The 21103-nt window shown below is 73.5% G+C and carries 19 protein-coding genes; 13 read left to right on the top strand and 6 right to left on the bottom strand.

The features are described from left to right. Positions 1 to 137: 137 nt before the first annotated feature. Complete coding sequence (locus HCJ94_RS02205) at positions 138 to 1106, bottom strand: LPXTG cell wall anchor domain-containing protein (protein ID WP_167999258.1); 969 nt, start codon at positions 1104 to 1106, stop codon at positions 138 to 140. A 372-nt stretch (positions 1107 to 1478) separates the two neighbouring features. Between HCJ94_RS02205 and rsmD the strand changes: the two genes are divergently transcribed. The 9 genes from rsmD (at position 1479) to HCJ94_RS02160 (ending at position 9365) form a co-directional block, all read left to right on the top strand. Continuing rightward, complete coding sequence (gene rsmD, locus HCJ94_RS02200; protein ID WP_167999257.1) at positions 1479 to 2042, top strand: 16S rRNA (guanine(966)-N(2))-methyltransferase RsmD; 564 nt, start codon at positions 1479 to 1481, stop codon at positions 2040 to 2042. Continuing rightward, the gene (coaD, locus tag HCJ94_RS02195; protein WP_167999256.1) at positions 2039 to 2530 is read left to right on the top strand and encodes a pantetheine-phosphate adenylyltransferase; all 492 of its coding nucleotides are present in this window, start codon (positions 2039 to 2041) and stop codon (positions 2528 to 2530) included. The genes rsmD and coaD overlap by 4 nt, the downstream gene beginning before the upstream one ends. A 253-nt stretch (positions 2531 to 2783) precedes the next feature. Continuing rightward, the gene (locus HCJ94_RS02190; protein WP_130322613.1) at positions 2784 to 3281 is read left to right on the top strand and encodes an SPFH domain-containing protein; all 498 of its coding nucleotides are present in this window, start codon (positions 2784 to 2786) and stop codon (positions 3279 to 3281) included. Positions 3282 to 3429: 148 nt separating this feature from the next. Next, the gene (locus HCJ94_RS02185) at positions 3430 to 3993 is read left to right on the top strand and encodes a YceD family protein (protein ID WP_167999255.1); all 564 of its coding nucleotides are present in this window, start codon (positions 3430 to 3432) and stop codon (positions 3991 to 3993) included. Between the two features lie 5 nt (positions 3994 to 3998). After that, positions 3999 to 4172, top strand: a complete 174-nt coding sequence (rpmF, locus tag HCJ94_RS02180) for a 50S ribosomal protein L32 (protein WP_167999254.1) — start codon at positions 3999 to 4001, stop codon at positions 4170 to 4172. Between the two features lie 114 nt (positions 4173 to 4286). Then, positions 4287 to 5282, top strand: coding sequence for a phosphate acyltransferase PlsX (locus HCJ94_RS02175; protein WP_167999253.1), 996 nt, complete (start codon positions 4287 to 4289; stop codon positions 5280 to 5282). Then, positions 5279 to 6085 (top strand): ribonuclease III, encoded by an 807-nt coding sequence (rnc, locus tag HCJ94_RS02170; protein WP_167999252.1) that lies wholly within the window; start codon positions 5279 to 5281, stop codon positions 6083 to 6085. The genes HCJ94_RS02175 and rnc overlap by 4 nt, the downstream gene beginning before the upstream one ends. Next, positions 6078 to 6935 carry a bifunctional DNA-formamidopyrimidine glycosylase/DNA-(apurinic or apyrimidinic site) lyase gene (mutM, locus tag HCJ94_RS02165; RefSeq protein ID WP_167999251.1) on the top strand — a complete coding sequence of 286 codons (858 nt, stop codon included), beginning with the start codon at positions 6078 to 6080 and terminating at the stop codon, positions 6933 to 6935. The genes rnc and mutM overlap by 8 nt, the downstream gene beginning before the upstream one ends. A 210-nt stretch (positions 6936 to 7145) precedes the next feature. Continuing rightward, on the top strand, positions 7146 to 9365 hold the full coding sequence (locus tag HCJ94_RS02160; protein WP_167999250.1) for an MMPL family transporter: 2220 nt from the start codon (positions 7146 to 7148) through the stop codon (positions 9363 to 9365). A gap of 52 nt (positions 9366 to 9417) precedes the next feature. On the opposite strand, the gene HCJ94_RS02155 is transcribed toward HCJ94_RS02160, so the two are convergent. Next, the gene (locus HCJ94_RS02155; RefSeq protein WP_167999249.1) at positions 9418 to 10260 is read right to left on the bottom strand and encodes an endo alpha-1,4 polygalactosaminidase; all 843 of its coding nucleotides are present in this window, start codon (positions 10258 to 10260) and stop codon (positions 9418 to 9420) included. A gap of 153 nt (positions 10261 to 10413) precedes the next feature. Further along, complete coding sequence (locus HCJ94_RS02150; RefSeq protein ID WP_167999248.1) at positions 10414 to 11775, bottom strand: CAP domain-containing protein; 1362 nt, start codon at positions 11773 to 11775, stop codon at positions 10414 to 10416. A gap of 372 nt (positions 11776 to 12147) precedes the next feature. On the opposite strand from HCJ94_RS02150, the gene HCJ94_RS02145 reads away from it, so the two are divergent. The 3 genes from HCJ94_RS02145 to HCJ94_RS02135 all read left to right on the top strand — a co-directional run bounded on the left by HCJ94_RS02145 (position 12148) and on the right by HCJ94_RS02135 (position 16882). Beyond that, positions 12148 to 12342 (top strand): hypothetical protein, encoded by a 195-nt coding sequence (locus tag HCJ94_RS02145; protein ID WP_130322629.1) that lies wholly within the window; start codon positions 12148 to 12150, stop codon positions 12340 to 12342. Between the two features lie 323 nt (positions 12343 to 12665). Continuing rightward, positions 12666 to 16262, top strand: coding sequence for a chromosome segregation protein SMC (smc, locus tag HCJ94_RS02140; RefSeq protein WP_167999247.1), 3597 nt, complete (start codon positions 12666 to 12668; stop codon positions 16260 to 16262). Then, positions 16259 to 16882, top strand: coding sequence for an HAD family hydrolase (locus HCJ94_RS02135; protein WP_167999246.1), 624 nt, complete (start codon positions 16259 to 16261; stop codon positions 16880 to 16882). Before smc ends, HCJ94_RS02135 begins: the two co-directional genes overlap by 4 nt. Positions 16883 to 16939: 57 nt before the next feature. Here HCJ94_RS02135 and HCJ94_RS02130 read toward each other — a convergent pair whose 3' ends face one another. The 3 genes from HCJ94_RS02130 to HCJ94_RS02120 all read right to left on the bottom strand — a co-directional run bounded on the left by HCJ94_RS02130 (position 16940) and on the right by HCJ94_RS02120 (position 19772). Then, complete coding sequence (locus HCJ94_RS02130; protein WP_167999245.1) at positions 16940 to 17470, bottom strand: DinB family protein; 531 nt, start codon at positions 17468 to 17470, stop codon at positions 16940 to 16942. 123 nt (positions 17471 to 17593) lie between these two features. After that, positions 17594 to 18034, bottom strand: coding sequence for a MarR family winged helix-turn-helix transcriptional regulator (locus HCJ94_RS02125; RefSeq protein ID WP_167999244.1), 441 nt, complete (start codon positions 18032 to 18034; stop codon positions 17594 to 17596). A gap of 25 nt (positions 18035 to 18059) precedes the next feature. Continuing rightward, positions 18060 to 19772 (bottom strand): alkaline phosphatase D family protein, encoded by a 1713-nt coding sequence (locus HCJ94_RS02120; protein ID WP_167999243.1) that lies wholly within the window; start codon positions 19770 to 19772, stop codon positions 18060 to 18062. A gap of 150 nt (positions 19773 to 19922) precedes the next feature. Between HCJ94_RS02120 and ftsY the strand changes: the two genes are divergently transcribed. Then, positions 19923 to 21101: a signal recognition particle-docking protein FtsY gene (gene ftsY / locus HCJ94_RS02115; protein WP_167999242.1), complete on the top strand. Its 1179-nt coding sequence runs from the start codon at positions 19923 to 19925 to the stop codon at positions 21099 to 21101. Positions 21102 to 21103: the final 2 nt, after the last annotated feature.

Here is a 21103-nt window from a genome sequence, read left to right as displayed (position 1 = left end):
CCCGGCCTCGAACCGCATCAGGCCCCCGGCCCCTCGCCGGTACCGGCGGTGACGGCCCGTTCGTGCGGCTGCCGGGAAACGCGGAGGGCGCGCCGACCAGGTGGTCGGCGCGCCCTCGTCGCTCAGGGTCGCTCGGCTCAGGCGGTGAACCGGAGCTTCCGGCGGCGGGCCATCACGAACAGGCCGGCGCCGACGGCCAGCAGGGCGGCGGCGCCACCCGCGATCGCCGCGGTGTTGTCGCCGGTCTTCGGCAGACCGCCGCCCTCGCCGCCGCACTCCTCGGGCTGGGCCCACTTCACGGCGTCGGCCGGGTCGGCCTCCTCACCCTCCAGGCTCGGGGTCACGGTGAGACCCGCGTACGCCTTGAAGATGACCTCGGTCTTCTTGCCCGGGACGAGCTCCAGCTTCTTGGTCTCCCCCTTCTCGGTGGTGAGCACCAGGGTGGCGGTGACGCCGTCCGCCGGGTTGTCGGCGGTGATCACCAGCTCGTCGCAGGTGTAGACGATCTCGAAGACCGGGGCGTTCGGCTCCTCCGGCACGAGCGGGCCGCCCGGCTCCTCCGGCTGCGTCGGGGTGGGCGCCGGGGTGGTCGGGGCCGGCGTGGTCGGGGCCGGGGTGGTGACGGTGGGGGTCGGGGCGGGGGTGGTCACGTCGGGCGACGGGGTGGGGGTCTGGGCCGGCGGCTCCGCCGTGCAGGTCTCGTCCACCGTCGCGGTGCCGAACGCCGTGTTGGTGACCGTACGCTCGCCGCGCTTCCACTCGGCGGTGATCTTCAGCTTGAGTTCGGCGCCCTTGGCGGTGTACTGCACGCCGACGACCTTTCCGTCGCCGGACTTCGGCAGCTCGCGGCCCACCGGGACGCCCACGACGTACGTGTCGGACGGGGTCCACACCTCGGTGATGGTGCCCGCGAGGTCGTCCTCGCTGTTCACGACCGTCCACTGGACGCGGTAGACGCCGTCCTCGGAGGTCTCGCAGGCGGTGCCGGTCACGGTGGTGTGGTGGGCGCTGGCGGGGGTGGCGAGGAAGGCGACGCCGGTGAGGCCGAGCAGCGCGCCGGCGGCGACGGCCGTGGCACGCCGGAGCGCGGGGTGGAGACGGTTCACGTCTGCTCCTGATGAGGGGGTACGGACGAGGAGCCGGGCGGGGCGGGAGGCAGCGGCGGTGTGTGGTCGCCGGCTCATCGACGCTCGCTCCGGCACGGTGTGCGTCCGTTGCGGTCGGACGCAGACGGTGACTGTACTGATCGGTCATGAATCGTGGGGGTCCGGATGAGGTCGTCCGGGTGATGTTGTAGATCCGTGATCATTGATGGACTTTCGGTCATGGCACGGTGACCCTCCGGTGTGGAACGCCGATGCGGCGCACGATCACCCGATGGCGCGGTAGTCCGACCGGACGGGCCGATCGGATTCCGGGCGGGGGCGGCCTCGGCCGGAAGCGGGGTGACGTAGCGTCATCCCCATGAGGAGCAGGCGGTGACCCGGATCGTGGCCGGGACCCTGGGCGGGCGGCGGATCGCCGCGCCGCCCGGCGCCGGCACCCGGCCGACGTCCGACCGCGTCCGCGAGGCGCTGTTCAGCGCGGTGCAGGCGGAGGTCGACCTCGACGGCGCCCGCTTCGCCGACCTGTACGCCGGGTCCGGGGCGGTCGGGCTGGAGGCGTTGTCCCGGGGGGCGGAGCACGTGCTGCTGGTCGAGTCCGACCCGCGCGCCGCCCGGGTGATCCGGGAGAACGTGGCCACCCTGCGGGCCGGGTCGGCCGTCCGGCTGGTCACCGGCAAGGTCGGGACCGTGCTCGCCGCCGGCCCGGACGGCGACCCGTACGACGTGGTCTTCGCCGACCCGCCGTACTCGGTGCCCGACGAGGAGGTGTCCGCGATGCTCCGCGCACTCGTCGATCACGGGTGGCTCGCCCCGGCCGCGCTGGTGGTCGTGGAGCGGTCGAGCCGCACCGGCGCGGTCGACTGGGTGCAGGGCGTCACCGCGGAGCGCAGTCGCCGCTACGGCGAGACGACCCTTTGGTACGGTCGCCGATCATGAGACGTGCGGTGTGTCCCGGCTCGTTCGATCCGGTCACCAACGGTCACCTCGACATCATCGGCCGGGCGAGCCGGCTGTTCGACGAGGTGATCGTCGGCGTGCTGGTCAACCAGTCGAAGACCGGCCTGTTCACCGTCGAGGAGCGCATCGACATGCTCCGCGAGGTGACCAAGTCGTACGACAACGTGCGGGTGGAGTCCTTCCGCGGTCTGCTGGTGGACTTCTGCCGCGCGCAGCAGGCGAGCGTGCTGATCAAGGGCCTGCGGGCGGTCAGCGACTTCGACTACGAGTTGCAGATGGCCCAGATGAACATCGGCCTGGCCGGCGTCGAGACGCTCTTCATGCCGACCAATCCGCTCTACTCCTTCCTCTCCTCCAGCCTCGTCAAGGACGTGGCGAAGTGGGGCGGCGACATCTCCGCCCACGTCCCCGACGTGGTCCGCGAAGCCCTGGAAACCCGCCTGAACCCCCCGACCGACCGCACCTGACCCGGGAAGCCGACCCCCCGGGTCCCCGCGATCTTGCAGTTACTGCCCCCCTTTCGCCCGGATTCGCGGCTTTCGTCCGGGCAGTAAGTGCAAGATCGGCGTGGGGAGAGGCGGAGGCCCGGGTGGGGCGACGCGCCGGGGTGGGGTGGATCGTGTGGACGTGGGCGGCACGCCTCATCATGTGTGGAGCGCCGAATCCGGGCCCAGCCCGCATCATTGAGATCGGCCGACGAACGACAGGAGTGAGGTGCCGGTGGACCCGCTCGATCGCATCGACGAACTGATCGCCATGGTGGAGCAGGCCCGCTCCGTCCCGATGTCACGCAACAACTGCATGGTCGACCGGGGCGAGATGATCGCCGCCCTCGACGAACTGCGCGCCGAGCTCCCCGCTGACCTGCGCCGGGCCGCCGCGCTGCTCGAGGAGCGCGACAAGATCATGGAGGCCGGCAAGCGCGAGGCCGACCGGATCATCAGCGAGGGTGAGGCGGAACACGCCCGGCTCGTGTCGGTGAACGAGATCACCGTGTCCGCCGAGCACGAGGGTGCCCGGATCATCGCGGAGGCGCGGGCCGAGGCCCAGCGGCTGCGCGAGGAGGTCGACGACTACGTCGACACCGCGCTCGCCAACTTCGAGCAGTTCCTCACCCGGGCCCTCGCCTCGATCGAGCGCGGCCGGGACAAGATGCACGCCCTGCGGGAGATCGGCACGTTCGCCGGGGACGAGGCCGAGCGCCCGCTACCCTTCTAGTGCCTGGTCGCGGTCCCGGCTCGACCGAGGACTTCGACCCAGGCCCCAGGGCCGACACCTCACCTGGGGGACGCCGCCCCCGATTCGACGCTATGGCGATCGCCCAGGTAACCTCGTTTGTCGGCCTCTCACCGGCCGGAGTCTGACTATGCCCAAACACACGCCTTCACCACTCGACCCCAGGTCGCCGCTGGTCCTCGACACGAGGGAGCTGCCGCGCCGACCTGGTGCGTTGCGTACGGTCAAGCGGGTGGTACCGGCACCGGCGGACCTCGGCGTGGAGTTGATCGGCGTGCCGGGGGGCGCGGATCTCGACCTCGACCTGAGGTTGGAGTCGGTGTCCGAGGGGGTGCTCGTCTCCGGGACCGTCAGCGGTCCCATCAAGGGCGAGTGCAGCCGCTGCCTGCGCGAGATCGACGACACCGTGGCCGTCCCGATCCAGGAGCTGTACGCGTACGAGAACAGCACCACGGACATGACGGCCGACGAGGACGAGGTGGGCCGGATGCAGGGCGATCTGATCGACCTGGAGCCGGCACTGCGGGACGCGGTGGTGCTCACGCTGCCGACCAACCCGCTCTGCCGGGAGGACTGCCCGGGCCTGTGCCCCGACTGCGGGGTGGCCTGGGACGAGCTGCCGGCCGATCACAGCCACCAGCAGGTCGACCCGCGTTGGGCGGCCCTGTCGCAACTGACCCGTAAAGAGGAGTAAGAACCGTGGCCGTCCCCAAGCGCAAGATGTCGCGCAGCAACACCCGGGCCCGTCGGGCGCAGTGGAAGACCGCGGCGGTCGCGACCGTGGCCTGCCCGCAGTGCAGGTCCCCGAAGCTGCCGCACGCCGCCTGCTCCGTCTGCGGCACCTACAACGGCCGCCAGGTCCTCGAGGTCTGACCTGGACGCCGAGTGACGCCCCCGACCCCGGGTCGGGCGGCGCGCGCACCCTGGCGAACGCCCGGTGCCCCGGTTCCCTCCGACGCCGGCCGGCCCACTCCGGCCGGCGTTCCGATGGAGCCGGGCACCGCGCGGATCGCCGTTGACCTCCTCGGCGGGGACGACGCTCCCGCCGTCGTGGTTGACGGCGCTCTGCGGGCCATGCGCGCCGATCCCGACCTGCATCTGCTGCTCGTCGGCCCGACCGAGGCCGCTGGCGAGCTGATCGGTGCCCTCGACCCGGAGCAGCGCGCCCGGGTCGCCGTCCGCCCGGTCGACGCCTCTGTCGGCATGGGCGACCATCCCGTCGCGGCCCGCGCCGACAGCACCGTCCGCGCCGCCGTGCACGCGGTCCGCGAGGGATCAGCGGACGCGCTGGTCTCCGCCGGCTCGACCGGTGCCACCGTCACCGCCGTCGCGCTCGGGCTCGGCCGCTGGCCGGACGTCCGTCGCCCGGCGCTGGTCGCCACGCTCCCCGCCGTCGACGGCCCGGTGGTCCTGCTGGACGTCGGCGGCTCGCTGGAACCCCGTCCGGCCACCCTCGCCCGCCACGCCGCTCTCGGTGTCGCCTACGCCGCCGTGACGCACGGCGTCGCGGCTCCCCGCGTCGGCCTGCTCTCCGTGGGCACCGAGGCCGGCAAGGGCGACCGTGCCCGCCGCCTCGCCGATTCCGCGCTCGCCGCCACCGCGCTGCCGTCCGGCGGTCGCTACGTGGGCCTCGTGGAGGGGTACGACGTCTCGCTCGGCACGCGCGCCGATGTGGTGGTCACCGACGGGTTCACCGGTAACGTGCTGCTCAAGGCGATCGAGGGCGCGTACGCGATGGCCGGTGGCCCCCCGGCCAGCGGTGGCGCCCCCCGGGCGGCCGCCCTGCTCGGCGTCGCCGGCACCGTGGTGGTGTGCCACGGCGCCGCCCGCGGCGACGATCTCGCCTCCGGCATCGCGCTGGCCGCGCACCTGTGGCGGCGCCGCGCCGCCGACCAGGTCCGCGCGCTGCTGAACGGCGCCGACGCGGGGGACCGCGCGGACCACACCGACCGTACGACCGACACCGAGGTACGCACATCATGAGCAACGACAAGCGCCGGCGACCGCCCGTCGGCCACCTGGAGGCGGCGTTCGGCGTGGCGCTGGACCCGGAGCTGCTGGAGCGTGCGCTGACCCACCGCTCGTACGCGTACGAGAACGGCGGCCTGCCCACCAACGAGCGCCTGGAGTTCCTCGGCGACTCGGTGCTCGGCGTGGTGATCACCACCGCGCTGTTCCACAACCACCCCGACCTGCCCGAGGGGCAGCTGGCCAAGCTGCGGGCCAGCGTGGTCAACATGCGGGCCCTCGCCGACGTGGCACGCGGGCTGGGCCCGGCGGGCCTCGGCGCGTACCTGCTGCTGGGCAAGGGGGAGGAGACGACCGGCGGCCGGGACAAGGCGAGCATCCTCGCCGACACCCTGGAGGCGCTGCTCGGCGCGATCTACCTCCAGTACGGGCTGGACACCGCGGCCATCGTCATCCACCGCCTCTTCGACCCGCTGATGGCCGAGTCGGCCGGGCGCGGTGCGGCGCTGGACTGGAAGACCAGCCTCCAGGAGTTGACCGCCGCGCAGGGTCTGGGGGTCCCGGAGTACCGCATCGAGGGCACCGGGCCGGACCACCTGAAGACCTTCACCGCCTGGGTGGTGGTCGCCGGCACCCGCTACGGGGGAGCCGAGGGGCGGAGCAAGAAGGAGGCCGAGCAGCGGGCCGCCGAGTCGGCCTGGCGGACGCTGACCGCGCAGGCGGAGCACGAGCAGGCCGGCGCCGCCGAGGGTGGGGCGGGAACCGCGGGGGAGGAAACCGTCGACGCCGGCGTCGCCGGTGAGGCCGGCCGTGCCTGAGCTGCCCGAGGTCGAGACCGTCCGGCAGGGGCTGGCCCAGTGGGTCATCGGGCGGCGGATCGCCGCCGTGGAGGTGCTCCACCCCCGGGCGGTACGCCGGCACACGGCCGGCGGCGGCCACTTCGCCGACGTGCTCGCCGACCGGACGATCCTGGACGTGCGGCGACGGGGCAAGTACCTGTGGCTCCCGCTGGACAGCGGCGACGCGGTGATCGGGCACCTGGGCATGTCCGGGCAGCTGCTCCTGCAACCGGCCGAGGCGCCCGACGAGACGCACCTGCGGGTCCGGTTCCGCTTCGCCGACACCGGCCCCGAGCTGCGCTTCGTCGACCAGCGGACGTTCGGCGGGCTGTCGGTCAGCGAGGGCGGCGCCGAGCTTCCGGCCGAGATCGCCCACATCGCCCGCGACCCGATGGACGCGGAGTTCTCCGACGCGGCCTTCGTCGCCGCCCTGCGCCGCCGCCGCACCGAGGTCAAGCGGGCGCTGCTGGACCAGACGCTGCTCTCCGGCGTGGGCAACATCTACGCCGACGAGGCGCTGTGGCGGGCGAAGCTGCACGGCGCCCGGCCCACCGACGCCCTGACCGGCCCGGCCGCGCTGCGCCTGCTCGGGCACGTCCGGGACGTGCTCGCCGAGGCCATCAAGGAGGGCGGGACGAGTTTCGACGCCCTGTACGTCAACGTCGACGGCGAGAGCGGCTACTTCGACCGTTCCCTGAACGTCTACGGGCGGGAGGGGCAGCCGTGCCGGCGGTGCGGTGCGCCGATCCGTCGCGAGTCGTTCATGAACCGGTCGTCGTTCAGTTGCCCGCGCTGTCAGCCGCGCCCCCGGGGAGCCGTCCGGGTCTGACCCTGAGACCTCTCGGGGCCGCCCCGGCGTGCCGTGCCCGGCCCGTCCGGGATGGATCAGGGGAACCGCCGGCCGGGCCTGCCCGGCGGCTCGCCCGTGCCGCTGCGACGGTTCCGGGACGGACCGGGGCGGTTCCCCGATGTCTCCGCCTCGTCACATCCCTAGCGTCGACATGGTTGACAGGGGTTTGACGTGACAGGGGGATCCGGCATGGGGGCGAGACCGGTGACGGTGCGGTTGGCACGGTGGAGTGCCGAACATCCGTGGCGGGCGATCGCGCTGTGGGTGGTGTTCGTGGCGGTGTGCTTCGTCGGCGGGAACGCGGCGGGCCTCAACGAGGCGAAGGACTCCGACCAGGCGGTCGGCGAGTCGGGCCGGGCGGTCGTCATCGTCGAGTCCGGGGACTTCGACGAGCCGGCCACCGAGAACGTCCTGATCACGCCGCGCGGCGGCACCTTGGACATGACGGCGGCCAAGGCGGCGGCCGACGACGCGGCGAGCCGGTTGCGGGCGGTGCAGGGGGTCGCCTCGGTCGGTGAGCCGGTTCCGGCCCGGGACGGCTCGGCGCTGCTGCTGCCGATCACCATGTCCGGCGACCCGGAGACCGCCGCCGACCGGGTGCAGCCGCTGCGCGACGCCACCGCCGGTGTGCAGGACGCGCACCCGGGGCTGCGGGTCGAGCAGGTCGGGGGACCGTCGATCAACAAGGCGCTGGACGACACCCTCGGCGAGGACTTCAAGCGGGCGGAACTGCTCAGCCTGCCGGTCACGCTGGCCATCCTGATCGTCGCGTTCGGGGCGCTGATCGCCGCCGGCGTGCCGGTGCTGCTGGCCCTGTCCTCGGTGGCCGCCGCGCTGGGTCTCTCCACCCTCGCGTCGCACCTGGTGCCGGCCACCGACACGACGGCGAGCGTCATCCTGCTGATCGGCATGGCGGTCGGCGTGGACTACTCGCTGTTCTACGTGCGCCGGGATCGCGAGGAGCGGGCGAAGGGCAGTTCGGGGCTGGACGCCGTGGAGATCGCCGCGGAGACCTCCGGGCACGCGGTGGTGGTGTCCGGCTTCGCCGTGATCATCTCGATGGCCGGGCTGCTGCTGGTCAACGACGCGGTCTTCTCGTCCCTCGCGGTCGGCTCGATCCTGGTGGTCGCGGTCGCGGTGATCGGTTCGCTGACCGTGCTGCCGGCGCTGCTGGCCAAGCTGGGTCGCTGGGTGGACCGGCCCCGGGTGCCGCTGCTGTGGCGGCTGACCGCGCCGCGGACCGGACGGCACGGCGCGCCCGCGAAGCCGCGGTTCTGGCCGGCGGTGCTGAAGCCGGCGCTGCGGGCGCCGGTGGCGACGCTGGTCGTCTCCGTCGGGCTGCTGCTCGCCCTCGCCGCGCCCGCGCTCGGCATGAAGCTGCAGTTCCCCGGCATGGAGGACCTGCCCCGCAGCACGCCGGCGATGCAGGCGTACGACCGGCTCACCGCGGCCTTCCCGAGCAACGGCACCAGCCACACGGTGGCGGTCCGGGCGTCGGCTTCCGAGGCCGGGCGGGTGACGGCGGCGCTGACCGACCTGGCCGCGCGCGCGTCCGCCGACCCGCTCTTCGCGCCGACCGAGGCGGACGGCCCGAAGATCCGCGTGTCGGCCGACGGGCGGGTGTCCGTGCTGCGGATCGCGACCCCGTTCGCCAACCGGGACGAGCGGTCGGCCCAGTCGCTGGAGAAGCTCCGCGAGGATCTGGCGCCGGCCGCACTCGGCGGGCTCCCCGGCGTCGAGTACGCCGTCGGCGGCGACGTCGCCGGCAGCGAGGACTACGAGCGGCACATCCGGCAGAAGCTGCCGCTCGTCATCGGCTTCGTGCTGGCGCTCACCTTCCTCGTGATGGTCTGGACGTTCCGCTCGGTGGTGATCGCGCTCAGCTCGATCCTGCTCAACCTGCTCTCCGCCGGCGCCGCGTACGGGTTGCTGGTGGTGGTCTTCCAGGGCACGTGGGCCGAGGACCTGCTCGGTTTCACCTCGATGGGCGCGATCGTCACCTGGCTGCCGCTGTTCCTCTTCGTGGTCCTCTTCGGGCTGTCGATGGACTACCACGTCTTCGTGGTCAGCCGGATCCGCGAGGGCATCCGGGCCGGCATGTCGAACCGGGAGGCCGTGGCGCACGGCATCACCTCCTCGGCCGGCGTGGTGAGCAGCGCGGCGATCGTGATGGTCGGGGTCTTCTCGATCTTCGCCACGCTCAGCACGATCGACTTCAAGCAGCTCGGCATCGGTCTGGCGGCGGCGATCCTGCTGGACGCCACGATCATCCGCGCGGTGGTGCTGCCGGCGCTGATGACCATGCTCGGCGACCGGAACTGGTGGGCACCCCGGTTCATGCGGGCCCGGTCCGTTCCGGCCCCGACCGACCCGCCGGCGCCCGCGCCGGAGCTGGTCGGCGCACACTGACCGTAGGAACCGTCCGGGGCCGGGCCGCCGCACGCGGCCCGGCCCCGACGCGTCAGGGGGCCGGGCAGGGCTGACGCCAGGCGTCGAGTGCCCGCTGCTTGCGGATGGAGGTGAACCCGTAGCCCACCGTCGTGACGCAGAAGTCCTCGGTGGAGCCGGCGTACTCGACGTGGAAGACCGGCTTGCCGGCCTCCACGAACGGCAGCAGCTTGCCGCACACCCCCAGCCGGACACATTCCTCGTTGACCGCGAAGTCGAAGTCCGGCGCCAGCGCCGCCACCTGCGGCACGGCGTTGACCAGGCCGGGGGACAGGTCGAGCGAGCGGGCCAGGTCGGCCAGCCGGCGGTTGAAGTGCAGCTGGTCGTCGAAGCCGAGCGGGAAGCCGGAGCGGTGCGCGTACGCGTCCGCGTCGGCGATCGCGACCGCCCCGAAGCCCTTGCCCCGGCAGAGCCGGAACCGGTCGGACAGCACCGGCCGCAAGGCGTCCCACTCCCGGACGTCCAGCCAGCGGCTCTGCGGCCGACGCCCGGGCGCGCCCTGCACGGTCGCCGGGAACCGGGTCGCGTCCGGATCGGTGGGCCGGACCGAGCCGACGTGCACCTGGCAGACCAGCCGCCGGTCGCGGGCGCGCAGCTCCTGGGTCTGCGCCGTGGTCGTGGCGACCGGGTCGAGCAGGAAGACGTCCGCGGGCACCGCCGGGTCGAGCACCCCGCTGAGCTGCCACTGCCACTGCCACCGGCGAGCCGCGTCCGACGGCCAGGTGGTCGCCGCGTCCGGTCGGGCCACCTCCACGCGGCACGCGTACACCGGGGTCAGGAGCAGCAACGCGACCGTTGCCGGCAGCGCCCGGCGCAGGCCGCGCCCGACGGCGCGCGTCGGCGGCCGGATCCGCATCGGCAGCTCCGCAGGTCGCGGGCGGCCGGTCGCCGCCCGGGCGGGTGCGCCACCGCGGCGCACCTCACCCGGTCAAACGAGGACGGCCCGACGACGACTCGCGTCCGGTACGCGTCGACGTCCCGGCGTCGCGCCGGGACGTCGACATCCGGCTCAGCGCGGGGCGGCGAAGACCTGCGTCCAGTACGGGCCGTTGCTGCTCGCGATGCCGACGCCGATCTCGGTGAAGGCGCAGTTCAGGATGTTCGCCCGGTGGCCGGGGCTGTTCATCCAGGCGTCCATCACGGCGGCCGGCGTCTTCTGGTTCCAGGCGACGTTCTCGCCGTACGTGCGCCACTCGTAGCCGACCCGGTCGATCCGGTCACCCGGGTCGCTGCCGTCGCTGCCGGTGTGCGACATGTTCTGGTGGTCGGCCTGGTCCTGGCTGTGCCGCTGGGCGGCGGTCATGAGCTTGTCGTCGATGCTCAACGCGCCGCAGCCCGCCTTCGCGCGCTCGGCGTTGGCCAGGTTCACGACCTCGCGGGCCTGGGCGCTGACTCCGCTGCCGGTGGAGCTGCTCGGGGCCGTGCTGCGCTCGGGGCTCCGGCGCGACGGCGCGGTGGTCCGCGACGGCGCGGGCGTCGGCTTGCGGCTCGCCGTGACCGAGGGGGAGGGCTTCGCGGTCGTCGGCGACGCGCTCGGGCTGCCGGTCGGGGCGAGGGCGTCGGCCGGCGTCTCGCCGGTCCCGGGCAGGGCCGGGGCCGCCGCGACGGTGTCGTCCGCCACCGAGGCGGGGCTGGCGTCGTCCCCGCCCGAGAACGCGACGGCACCGGCGCCCAGGCTGACCACCAGCGTGGCCGCCGCGGCGGCGCCGCCGATCAGCAGCGGACGCCGCAGGCGCCGTCGCCCGCCGTCGGCCGGGGACTCGTCGGCTCCGACCGCCGGCAGCGTGCCGGTCGCCTGCTCACCGGCGTACGGCCCGGAGGGCGTGGCCGACCAGCCGCCGGTCGGCTCCTCGTGCTGCCATCCACCGGTGGCCTCGGCGCCGTGCCACCCCGCGGTGACACCGTGCTGCTGCCAACCCGCGGCGGTCTCCTCGCGCTGCCAGGCCGGGGCGGTCTCCTCCTGCTGCCAGCCCGCGGCCGGCTCGTCGTGCCGCCAGCCGCTCGACGCCTCGTCGCGCTGCCAGGTCGTGGTGGGCTCGCCCTGCCACGTCGCGGGGTCGTCCTGCCGCCAGCCGCCCGTGGGCTCCTCGCGCTGCCAGGTCGGGGCGGGGTCCCAGCGCTGCGCGGGCTCGTCCCGGTACGTGGCGTCGGCCGGCTGCCAGGGCTGTGCGTCGTGGCGGGCGGGCTCGGGCTGCCAGCGCGCGGTCGGCTGCTCGCGCTGCCACTCGTCCGCCGGCCGGTTCGGGTCGTCGCCGAACAGGTAGGCCGAGCGTGGCTCGGGCCGCTCGGTCAGCCAGGCCGGTTCGTCGTCCGCCGGCTCGGGTCGCCGGGCGGCGCCGTCTGGGTCGATCGGGTCGTTCCAGCCGTACACGCCTCTAGCCTCCACGGGTCGGTTGCGGGCCGGGGTGACGCTACGTGTCGGCCGCGACCTGCGGCAACGTGGCTAAGAAAGAGTTAAGGGGAACCGGGACGGCGAGGTAGGGACTTCCGGAGATCCGGGGCGTACAGTAAAGGTGTCCGGACAGAGCGTGTCCGCGCCGTATGGCAGCCCCCCGACAAGTGGACAGGTCGACGTAGAGATGATCTACGGCCTGCGGGAACTTGACGAAGGAGGGGGTTTCGGCTCAATATATAGGTGTCGCCAGTCGCGCCCGCTCATGCCCAGAATCGCCTGGGTTGACAGCCGCGTACGAATGGGCGCGCGTTGGCCGGCCATTCCGGCAGCGCATATCAAGGAGTCAGCATGGCGAAGGCCCTGTACGGCCACGTAGGTGCGGCGCCCGACCGGCGCCTGCTCGACGAGGTCACCCGACTGCGTGCCACGGTTCAGGCACTGGAGTTCGAGATCACGCGGCTGCGTGCCGAGAACGATCGGCTCGCGGCGGCTGCGGCTGAGGCGGACGACCTGCTCCGTATCGCCGAGCCCGCGCTGACCTGATCCACCGGGTACGCAAAAACTGAATCGCACCACGCGAAAAGGCGCGCCGACACGAATGTGCCGGCGCGCAGCTCTGTGCGCACCATTTTCGTCCGCCCGGTCGAAGCGGTGACTGCGGACGCCGGCCCCCGTTCCCGGCCGCAACCACGCGCGTACGGCGGAAATCGTCGGTTGCGCATCCGAAACGTGAACGGGCACGGCCGGCCGGCGCGGCTCCAGGCGGGTCGAGTGCGGGATGGTCACCGCTGGCGGGTTAGTCTGCGGGTTCACCAGGTCCGCGCAGCCGGCGACGGTACGGCGGCCACCGGACGAGGATCGAGAAGGTGCATCTCAAGAGCCTGACGGTGAAGGGCTTCAAATCCTTCGCCTCCGCGACGACGCTGAAGCTGGAACCGGGCATCACCTGCGTGGTGGGTCCGAACGGTTCCGGCAAGTCCAACGTCGTCGACGCCATCGCCTGGGTCCTCGGTGAGCAGGGCGCGAAGGCGCTGCGCGGCGGCAAGATGGAGGACGTCATCTTCGCCGGCACCGCCGGCCGGGCGCCGCTCGGCCGCGCCGAGGTGACCCTCACGATCGACAACACCGACGGCGCGCTCCCGATCGAGTACACCGAGGTGTCGATCACCCGCCGGATGTTCCGCTCCGGCGAGAGCGAGTACGAGATCAACGGCGACTCCTGCCGGCTGCTCGACATCCAGGAACTGCTGAGCGACTCCGGCATCGGCCGGGAGATGCACATCATCGTCGGGCAGGGCCGCCTCGACGGCATGCTGCACGCCAAGCCGGAGGACCGGCGCGCGTTCATCGAGGAGGCCGCGGGCGTCCTCAAGCACCGCAAGCGCAAGGAGAAGGCGCTGCGGAAGCTCGACGCGATGCAGACCAACCTGAACCGGCTCACCGACCTCACCGCCGAGCTGCGCCGCCAGCTCAAGCCGCTGGGCCGGCAGGCGGAGGTGGCCCGCCGCGCCGCGGTGATCCAGGCCAACCTGCGGGACGCCCGTCTCCGGTTGCTCGCCGACGACCTCGCCACACTGCGCGCGACCCTCGACAAGGAGATCGCCGACGAGACCGCGCTGCGCGAGCGGCGCGAGCAGGTCGAGGCCGAGCACACCGAGGTGCAGGCCCGCCTCGGTGAGCTGGAGGCCGCCCTCGCCGAGGACGCGCCGCTGCTCGCCGCCGCCCAGGACACCTGGTACAAGCTGTCCGCCCTCCAGGAGCGGTTCCGCTCGATCGAGCAGCTCGCCCGCGAGCGGCTGCGCCACCTCAGCGCCACGCCGGACGACGAGCGGCCCGGCCGCGACCCGGACCAGCTGGAGGCGGAGGCGGAGCGCGTCCGCGAGCAGGAGGAGGAGCTGCGCGCCGCGCTCACCGACGACCAGATCCGGCTGGCCGAGGCGGTGGAGCACCGCCAGGAGCTGGAGCGCCAGTTGGCCGCCGCCGAGCGGGAGCTGGTCGCGGCGGCCAAGGCCATCGCCGACCGGCGGGAAGGGCTGGCCCGGTTGACCGGGCAGGTGAACTCCGCCCGGGCGCGCACCGCCACCGCCGGGGAGGAGATCGGACGCCTGGCCGCCGCGCACGCCGACGCCCTCGCGCGGTCCGAGCGGGCGCAGGCCGAGCTGGACGCCGTCGCCGAACAGTCCACCGAGGCGGACCGGGACAACGCCGACCTGGACGCCCGGCACGCGGAGGCGGTCGCCGTCCAGGAGAAGGCGCAGGCGACGGTCCGGTCCCTGAGCGACGCCGAGCGGGCGGCCGAGAAGGACGCCGCCACCTGGAAGGCGCGTGAGGAGGCACTGGCCCTCGGCCTGCGCCGCAAGGACGGCGCCGGGGCGCTGCTGGCCCGCGCGGACGAGGTGCCGGGGTTGCTCGGCAGCCTCGCCGGGCTGCTCACCGTCGCGCCCGGCAACGAGGCCGCGCTCGCCGCCGCGCTGGGCGGTCTCGCCGACGCGGTCGCGGTCAGCGGGGTCGACGAGGCCGTCGAGGCGATGCGCATGCTGAAGATCGCCGACGCGGGCCGGGCGGGCCTGCTGGTCGGCAGCCCCGCCGGGCCCGGGATGGCCGGTTCCGCCGACACGCTGCGTCCCAAGCTGCCGGACGGGGCCCGTTGGGCACCCGACCTGGTGGAGTGCGCGGCCGAGATCCGGCCCGCCGTGCACCGGGCCCTGCGCGACGTCGTCCTCGTCGACGACCTCGCCGCCGCCGCGGAGGTCGTCGCCGGCAACCCGGAGCTGCGGGCGGTCACGCCGGAGGGTGACGTGCTCGGGGCGTACGCGGCGGCCGGCGGGTCGGCCAAGGCGCCCAGCTACATCGAGGTGCAGGCCGCCGTCGAGGAGGCCCGGACCAACCGCGCCTCCGCCGAGCGCACCGCCGCCGAGCTGCGGGAGCAGCTGGTCGAGGCGCGCGCCGAGGTGGCGGCCGCCAAGGAGGCGGTGCAGCACGCCGCCGCCGCGAAGCGGGAGGCGGAGAGCCACCGCAACGCGGCCGCCCGCCGGCTCGCCGAGCTGGGCGCCGCCGCACGGTCGGCCAAGGGCGAGACCGAGCGCCTCGGCGAGTCCCGGGCCCGCGCCGAGGCGGCGCGCGAACGGGACCTCGCCGCCCTCGCCGAGCTGGAGGAGCGGCTGCGGCTGGCCGAGGCCACGCCGATCGACGCCGAACCGTCGACCGAGGAGCGTGACCAGCTCGCCGCCATGGTGCCCCGGGCCCGGCAGAACGAGATGGAGGTGCGCCTCGCGGTGCGTACCGCCGAGGAGCGGGTCTCCTCGATCGCCGGCCGGGCCGACTCGCTGCGCCGGCAGGCGACGGCCGAGCGCGCCGCGCGGGAGCGCGCGGCGGCGCGGCGGGCGGCGCGAACCCGCGGCGCCGCGATCGCGCGGGCCGTCGCCGGCGGGGCCCGCGAAGCGCTGACCCGGCTCACCACCTCGATCGCGCAGGCCGAGGAGCACCGCGACGCCGTGGCGCGCGAACGCGCCGCGCGGGAGGCCGAGCTGTCCGAGGTACGCGGGGCCGCGAAGCGCCTCGGCGCCGAACTGGAACGGCTCACCAGCCAGGTGCACCGGGACGAGGTGGCCCGTGCCGAGCAGCGGCTGCGGATCGAGCAGTTGGAGGCGAAGGCCGCCGAGGACTTCGGGCTCGACGTGGCGACGCTGGTCGCCGAGTACGGCCCGAACCAGCCGGTCCCGCCGACCGACGCCGACGTGGCGGCGGCGGAACGCGACGGCGTGCCGGTGCCCGAGCCGGTCCCGTACGAGCGGGCGGTGCAGGAGAAGCGCGCCGCCAAGGCGGAACGGGAGCTAGCCCTGCTCGGCAAGGTGAACCCGCTGGCGCTGGAGGAGTTCGCGGCGCTGGAGGAGCGGTACAAGTTCCTCTCCGAGCAGCTGGAGGACCTGAAGGCCACGCGGCGCGACCTGCTCACCGTGGTGAAGGACGTGGACGACCGGATCCTGGAGGTCTTCGCGAGCGCCTTCGCCGACACCGCCCGGGAGTTCGAGCAGGTCTTCAGCGTGCTGTTCCCCGGCGGCGAGGGGCGGCTCGTGCTCACCGACCCGGACGACCTGCTCACCACCGGCGTCGAGGTGGAGGCCCGGCCGCCCGGCAAGAAGATCAAGCGGTTGTCGCTGCTCTCCGGCGGTGAGCGGTCGCTGACGGCCGTGGCGATGCTCGTGGCGATCTTCCGCGCGCGGCCCAGCCCGTTCTACATCATGGACGAGGTGGAGGCGGCGCTCGACGACGTGAACCTGGGCCGACTGATCACGCTGCTGGCGCAGCTGCGGGAGAAGAGCCAGCTGATCGTCATCACGCACCAGAAGCGGACGATGGAGGTCGCCGACGCCCTCTACGGCGTGACCATGCGCAACGGGGTCACCCAGGTGATCAGCCAGCGGCTCAACCGGGCCGACGACGGGCAGGAGAACAACGAGTGAGTCGGGAACGCGCCACGGCGCTCCTGGTGGACTTCGACGGCGTACTGCGCCGCTGGGACCCGGCGGTGGTCGCCGGCGTCGAGCGGGAGTACGGGCTCACCGAGGGTGTGCTCGGGGAGATCGCCATGTCGTGGGGTCTGCTCCAGCCGGTGCTGACCGGCAAGGTCAGCCACGCCGACTGGATGGCCAGCGTGGCCGACGCGCTGACGCCGTCGGTCGGTGCGGAGCGGGCGCGGGCGGCGGTCGACGAGTGGCAGCGCTACCGGGGCGAGGTCGACCCCGACGTGCTGGCGTTCATCCGCGAGGTGCGGGCCGACGGGATCCGGGTCGGGTTGGGCACCAACGCCACCGACGTGCTCGACGCCGACCTCGCCGCGCTCGGGCTCACCGGCGAGCTGGACGTGGTGGTCAACTCCTCGGTCGTCGGCGTGCACAAGCCCGCGAAGGAGTACTTCCAGGTGGCCTGCGAGGCCCTGGAGACCCCGCCGTCCCGGGTGCTGTTCGTCGACGACGAGGACCGGGCGGTCGCCGGTGCCCGGGTGGCCGGGTTGTCGGCGCACCGCTGGAGCGGCCCCGGCGACCTGCGCTACCTGCGCGCCGCCCTGGCACCGGCGGAGTGACCTGTTCGAGATCCTGGACGGTCCCGAAGCCGTCCAGGATCTCGCCGGATCGGTGAATCAGTCGCCGGTCGCGCCGTCGACGCGTTCGCGGATCAGGTCGGCGTGGCCGTTGTGCCGCGCGTACTCCTCGATCATGTGGACGTAGATCCAGCGCAGGTTCATCCGGTGCTCGCTGCCGTCGCGGCGGCGCAGGGTGAACTCCTCGTCGAGGTCGTGGCCGGCGGCCGCCGCGTCGGCGGCCTCGATCTCGGCCCGGAAAGCGGCGAAGTCGGCCTCCGGGTCGGCGGTGGCCACGGTGGTGAACTCGGCGTCCGGATCGGCCGCCCAGTCGTGCAGCTCGGGCAGGCTCTCGCCGGCGAAGCGCTGCCGGAACCACGCCCGCTCCACGACGGTCATGTGCCGGACCAGCCCGAGCAGACTGAGGGCGGACGGCTCGACGCTCGCGGTGCGCAGTTGCTCGGCGGTCAGCCCCGCGCACTTGTGGAGCAAGGTGTCTCGGTGGTAGTTGAGCCAGCCCTCCAGCATGGTGCGCTCGTCACCGAGGAAGGGCTCGTGCCGGCGGTCGATCTCGGGTGCTCTCCAGGTCATGCCGGCCATCCTCGCGTCCGGGTCCGACACGCGGCGACCCGATTACCGCCTCGCGCGGTGTTCGGCGTTAGGAAGGGACCCTTTTACAACGCCAGGCGTTTACAAGGGGCCCTTCCTTTCACCTCAGAAGTACGTCTCGTTGAAGCGGTTGAGCAGGCGGGCGAAGGTCTCCACGTCCTGCCCGGACCAGGTGCTCAGCGTCTCGCGGAACCGTTCCAGGCGGGCGGCCGAGGCCGTGTCGAAGCGGCGCTGCCCCTCCTCGGTGAGGCTGAGCTGGGAGGCGCGCCGGTCGGTCGGGTCGGGGTCGCGCCGGACCAGCCCGATGGTCTCCAGCCCGTTGATCTGCCGGCTGAGGGTGCCCTTGCCGATCCCGAGCCGCCCGGCCAGGTCGGTGAGCCGGATCGAGCCGGATCGGCGCAGCCACAGCAGCAGCCCGTACGCGTTCGGCTCCAGGTTCGGGTGGACCTCCCGGGCGATATCCCAGGACACCGCGCGGCTGCGGCGCAGGAGGGCGGTCAGTTCGTGCTCGACCGCCCGTACGGTCTCCGGGGGGTGCTCGTCCACGGTGATAGAGCGTACGGCGGTCGCCTCACCGGTCGCCGGTCAGGCGGTGGTGCATCACCGGACGCAGGTGACCGTCGCTGGTGGTGCCCTCGATGGTCACCTGAGCCGTGCGGCCGTCGTGCACGAGGGTGGCCACCGCGTTGCCGAAGTACGGGCCGGCCAGCTTCTTCCAGCGCACCGACGGGCGGCGCACCCCGGCGGTCCGGGCCAGCGCCCGGGTGGCCCCGGCCGGGCCCGGCGACCAGCCGAGCCGCATCAGCGGGCGCAGCCCCGCCGGCACCTGGTTGTGGATGGGGGAGCAGGTGAGCTGGTGGACCGGGGTGACCACGTCCGGGTCGGCGAAGCGGGCCCGGGCCACGTACGAGTGGTGCACGTCCCCGCCGAGCACACTGATCGAGGCCGGTGGCGCGTACGCGGGGCCGGCACCGACCCGTGCGCCGGGCTCGGCCGGTGTGCCGCTGCCGATCCGGGCGAACAGCGCGCCGAGCGCCTCGAACGACCGGCGGAACGCCGCCCAGTGCTCCAGGTCGAGGCCGCGACGCAGCTTCTCGGCGAGGGGCGCCACCCAGCCCCGGCGCGAGTCGGCGAGCTTCTCGTTCCACGACTCCACGTGGTGGATGCCCGGGGGGAGCAGCCAGGGCAGCGAGGACCCCACCACCAGGTGGTCGTACGTCCCGTGGGCCTGGTCGACGAACCACGACCACTCGCCCGGCGGCAGCATCGCCCGCTGGCCCCGGTCCAGCACGCGGCTGCACCGGTTGTCGAGCATGACCAGCCGCGTCCGCCCCAGGTCGAGCGCGTAGCTCCACTGGTACTGCACGGCCCGCCACCGCTCGGTGTCGTGCGCGAGGTCGGACTCCTGGTCGACCCGGTGACCGAACTCGCGCAGCACGCCGGTGGCGTCCTCGGCGGCGGTCACCTTCGCGTACACCGGGTCGTTGGCGATCTCGTCCGGGGAGAGGTTGCCGAGGTGCTGGTAGACCCAGTACGACGCGAGCCCGCTGCCGATCCGCTCCGCCCACCACGGTTGGGCGCGCGCGTCGGCCCGCCAGGTGGCGGACGTGTTCCAGTCGTCGATGATCTCGTGGTCGTCGAAGATCATCACACTGGGCACGGTCGAGAGGAGCCAGCGGATCTCCGGGTCGCGCCACGACTCCAGATAGAGCTTGGTGTACTCGTCGAAGCTCACCACCTGGTCGGCGGGCGCCCCCTTCGGCCGGCGCCGGCGTCGCTTGAGCAGCCGCTTCACGGTCGGCGAGGTCTCGTCGGCGTACACCTGGTCGCCGAGGAGCACCAGCAGGTCCGGCAGGGCCGCCGGGTCGAAGTCGGCGGCCAGCCGGCGGGCGTACGCGTCGAGCGCGTCCGGCGGCAGCCGCCGCGCGGTGGCGTGCTGCGTGGTCTCCCGGCAGGAGCCGAAGATCAGGCGGACCGGCTGGTCGTGGTCGTCGGCGGCGCGGGTGCGGATCACGCTGGGCGGGAAGTGGCCGCGCGGCTCCGGCCAGGCGAGCTCGCCGTCGATCAGCACCTCGTAGGTGGTGGCGGCGGCCGGCGTGAGACCGGACACCACGACCAGCGCGTAGTGGTGGTCGTACGCCGAGAAGGTGGGTGCGGTGCCGGTGGCGCCGTCGGCCGTGCGGACGGTGACCACGGCGGGCCCGCTGGTCTCCACCCAGATCGTGGCCCGCGTGTCGACGACCCGCCGCAGCAGCGGACCGACGAGCAGATGTGCGGCGGGCATGGCGGACCTCCGAGGTGAGCGAGCTTCATCCTTACTACCCGGCCGGCGGTCGCACCACTGCAGGCTGCCACCGAGCGTACCGCCGGATCCGAGCGCGCCGGGGGGTGCGGTGGTGAAGACGCCGTGGCCGTCGTCTGACAGGATTTCGGCATGACGGAATACCTCCTCATCGCACTCGCTCTGCTCGGTGTACTGATCCTCGGTGCCCTCGGGCTGGTGGTGCCGAAGCTGCGCCGGCGTCCCGAGCCGCCGCTGCCGCGGGAGGTCGAGACCCGCGCCGAGGAGGATCTCGCCGGGCCGCCCGTCCTGGCGCCGGAGGCGGAGGTGTCCACCGGCATCCTGGTCGAGCCGCCGGTGATCGAGGCGCCCCCGCTGGAGGTGCCCGAACCGACCGCCGGCCGGCTGGTCCGGCTGCGGTCCCGGCTGTCCCGCTCGCAGAACGTCTTCGGCAAGGGCCTGCTCGGTCTGCTCAGCCGCGACCACCTCGACGAGGACACCTGGGAGGAGATCGAGGACAGCCTGATCACCGCCGACGTCGGCATCGACGCCACCCGGGACATCGTCGACCGGCTGCGGGAGCGGACCCGGGTGCTCGGCACCCGGTCCGCCGGCGAGCTGCGCGCGTTGCTCGCCGCCGAGCTGGTGAACGCCCTGGACCCGAGCCTGGACCGGTCCCTGAACACCGCGCCCAAGGACGGGGTGCCCGCCGTGCTGCTGGTGGTCGGCGTCAACGGCGCCGGCAAGACCACCACCTGCGGCAAGATCGCCCGGGTGCTGGTGGCGGACGGTCGCAGCGTGATCCTCGGCGCGGCCGACACGTTCCGCGCCGCCGCCGCCGACCAGCTGGAGACCTGGGCCGGTCGGGTCGGTGCCGAGACCGTCCGCGGCCCGGAGGGGGCCGACCCGGCCAGCGTGGCCTTCGACGCGGTCAAGCGCGGCATCGAGACCGGCGTCGACACCGTCCTGATCGACACCGCCGGCCGCCTGCAGAACAAGGTCGGCCTGATGGACGAGCTGGGCAAGGTCAAGCGGGTGGTGGAGAAGCACGGCCCCATCGACGAGACGCTGCTGATCCTCGACGCCACCACCGGCCAGAACGGGCTGGAGCAGGCGCGGGTCTTCACCGAGGCGGTCAACGTGACGGGTGTCGCGCTGACCAAGCTCGACGGCACCGCCAAGGGCGGCATCGTGATCGCCGTGCAGCGCAAGCTGGGCATCCCGGTGAAGCTCGTCGGGCTCGGCGAGGGCAAGGACGACCTGGCGCCGTTCGACGCCGTGCAGTTCGTCGACGCGCTGTTGGGCACCGAGGCCCCCGGACGGGACGCGTAATC

This window comes from Micromonospora thermarum (genome assembly GCF_012034245.1).
Lineage (GTDB): Bacteria > Actinomycetota > Actinomycetes > Mycobacteriales > Micromonosporaceae > Micromonospora > Micromonospora thermarum.
The sequence above is the reverse complement of the archived record's forward strand: the minus strand, read 5'-3'. Positions and strand labels throughout refer to the sequence as shown.

Coding starts and splice junctions, on each gene's coding strand:
- ftsY (WP_167999242.1), top strand. CDS start 19,923: ATGACGGAATACCTCCTCATCGCACTCGCTCTGCTCGGTGTACTGATC.
- HCJ94_RS02130 (WP_167999245.1), bottom strand. CDS start 17,470: ATGACCTGGAGAGCACCCGAGATCGACCGCCGGCACGAGCCCTTCCTC.
- HCJ94_RS02160 (WP_167999250.1), top strand. CDS start 7,146: ATGGGGGCGAGACCGGTGACGGTGCGGTTGGCACGGTGGAGTGCCGAA.
- rnc (WP_167999252.1), top strand. CDS start 5,279: ATGAGCAACGACAAGCGCCGGCGACCGCCCGTCGGCCACCTGGAGGCG.
- HCJ94_RS02185 (WP_167999255.1), top strand. CDS start 3,430: ATGCCCAAACACACGCCTTCACCACTCGACCCCAGGTCGCCGCTGGTC.
- HCJ94_RS02175 (WP_167999253.1), top strand. CDS start 4,287: ATGGAGCCGGGCACCGCGCGGATCGCCGTTGACCTCCTCGGCGGGGAC.
- HCJ94_RS02120 (WP_167999243.1), bottom strand. CDS start 19,772: ATGCCCGCCGCACATCTGCTCGTCGGTCCGCTGCTGCGGCGGGTCGTC.
- coaD (WP_167999256.1), top strand. CDS start 2,039: ATGAGACGTGCGGTGTGTCCCGGCTCGTTCGATCCGGTCACCAACGGT.
- HCJ94_RS02155 (WP_167999249.1), bottom strand. CDS start 10,260: ATGCGGATCCGGCCGCCGACGCGCGCCGTCGGGCGCGGCCTGCGCCGG.
- HCJ94_RS02145 (WP_130322629.1), top strand. CDS start 12,148: ATGGCGAAGGCCCTGTACGGCCACGTAGGTGCGGCGCCCGACCGGCGC.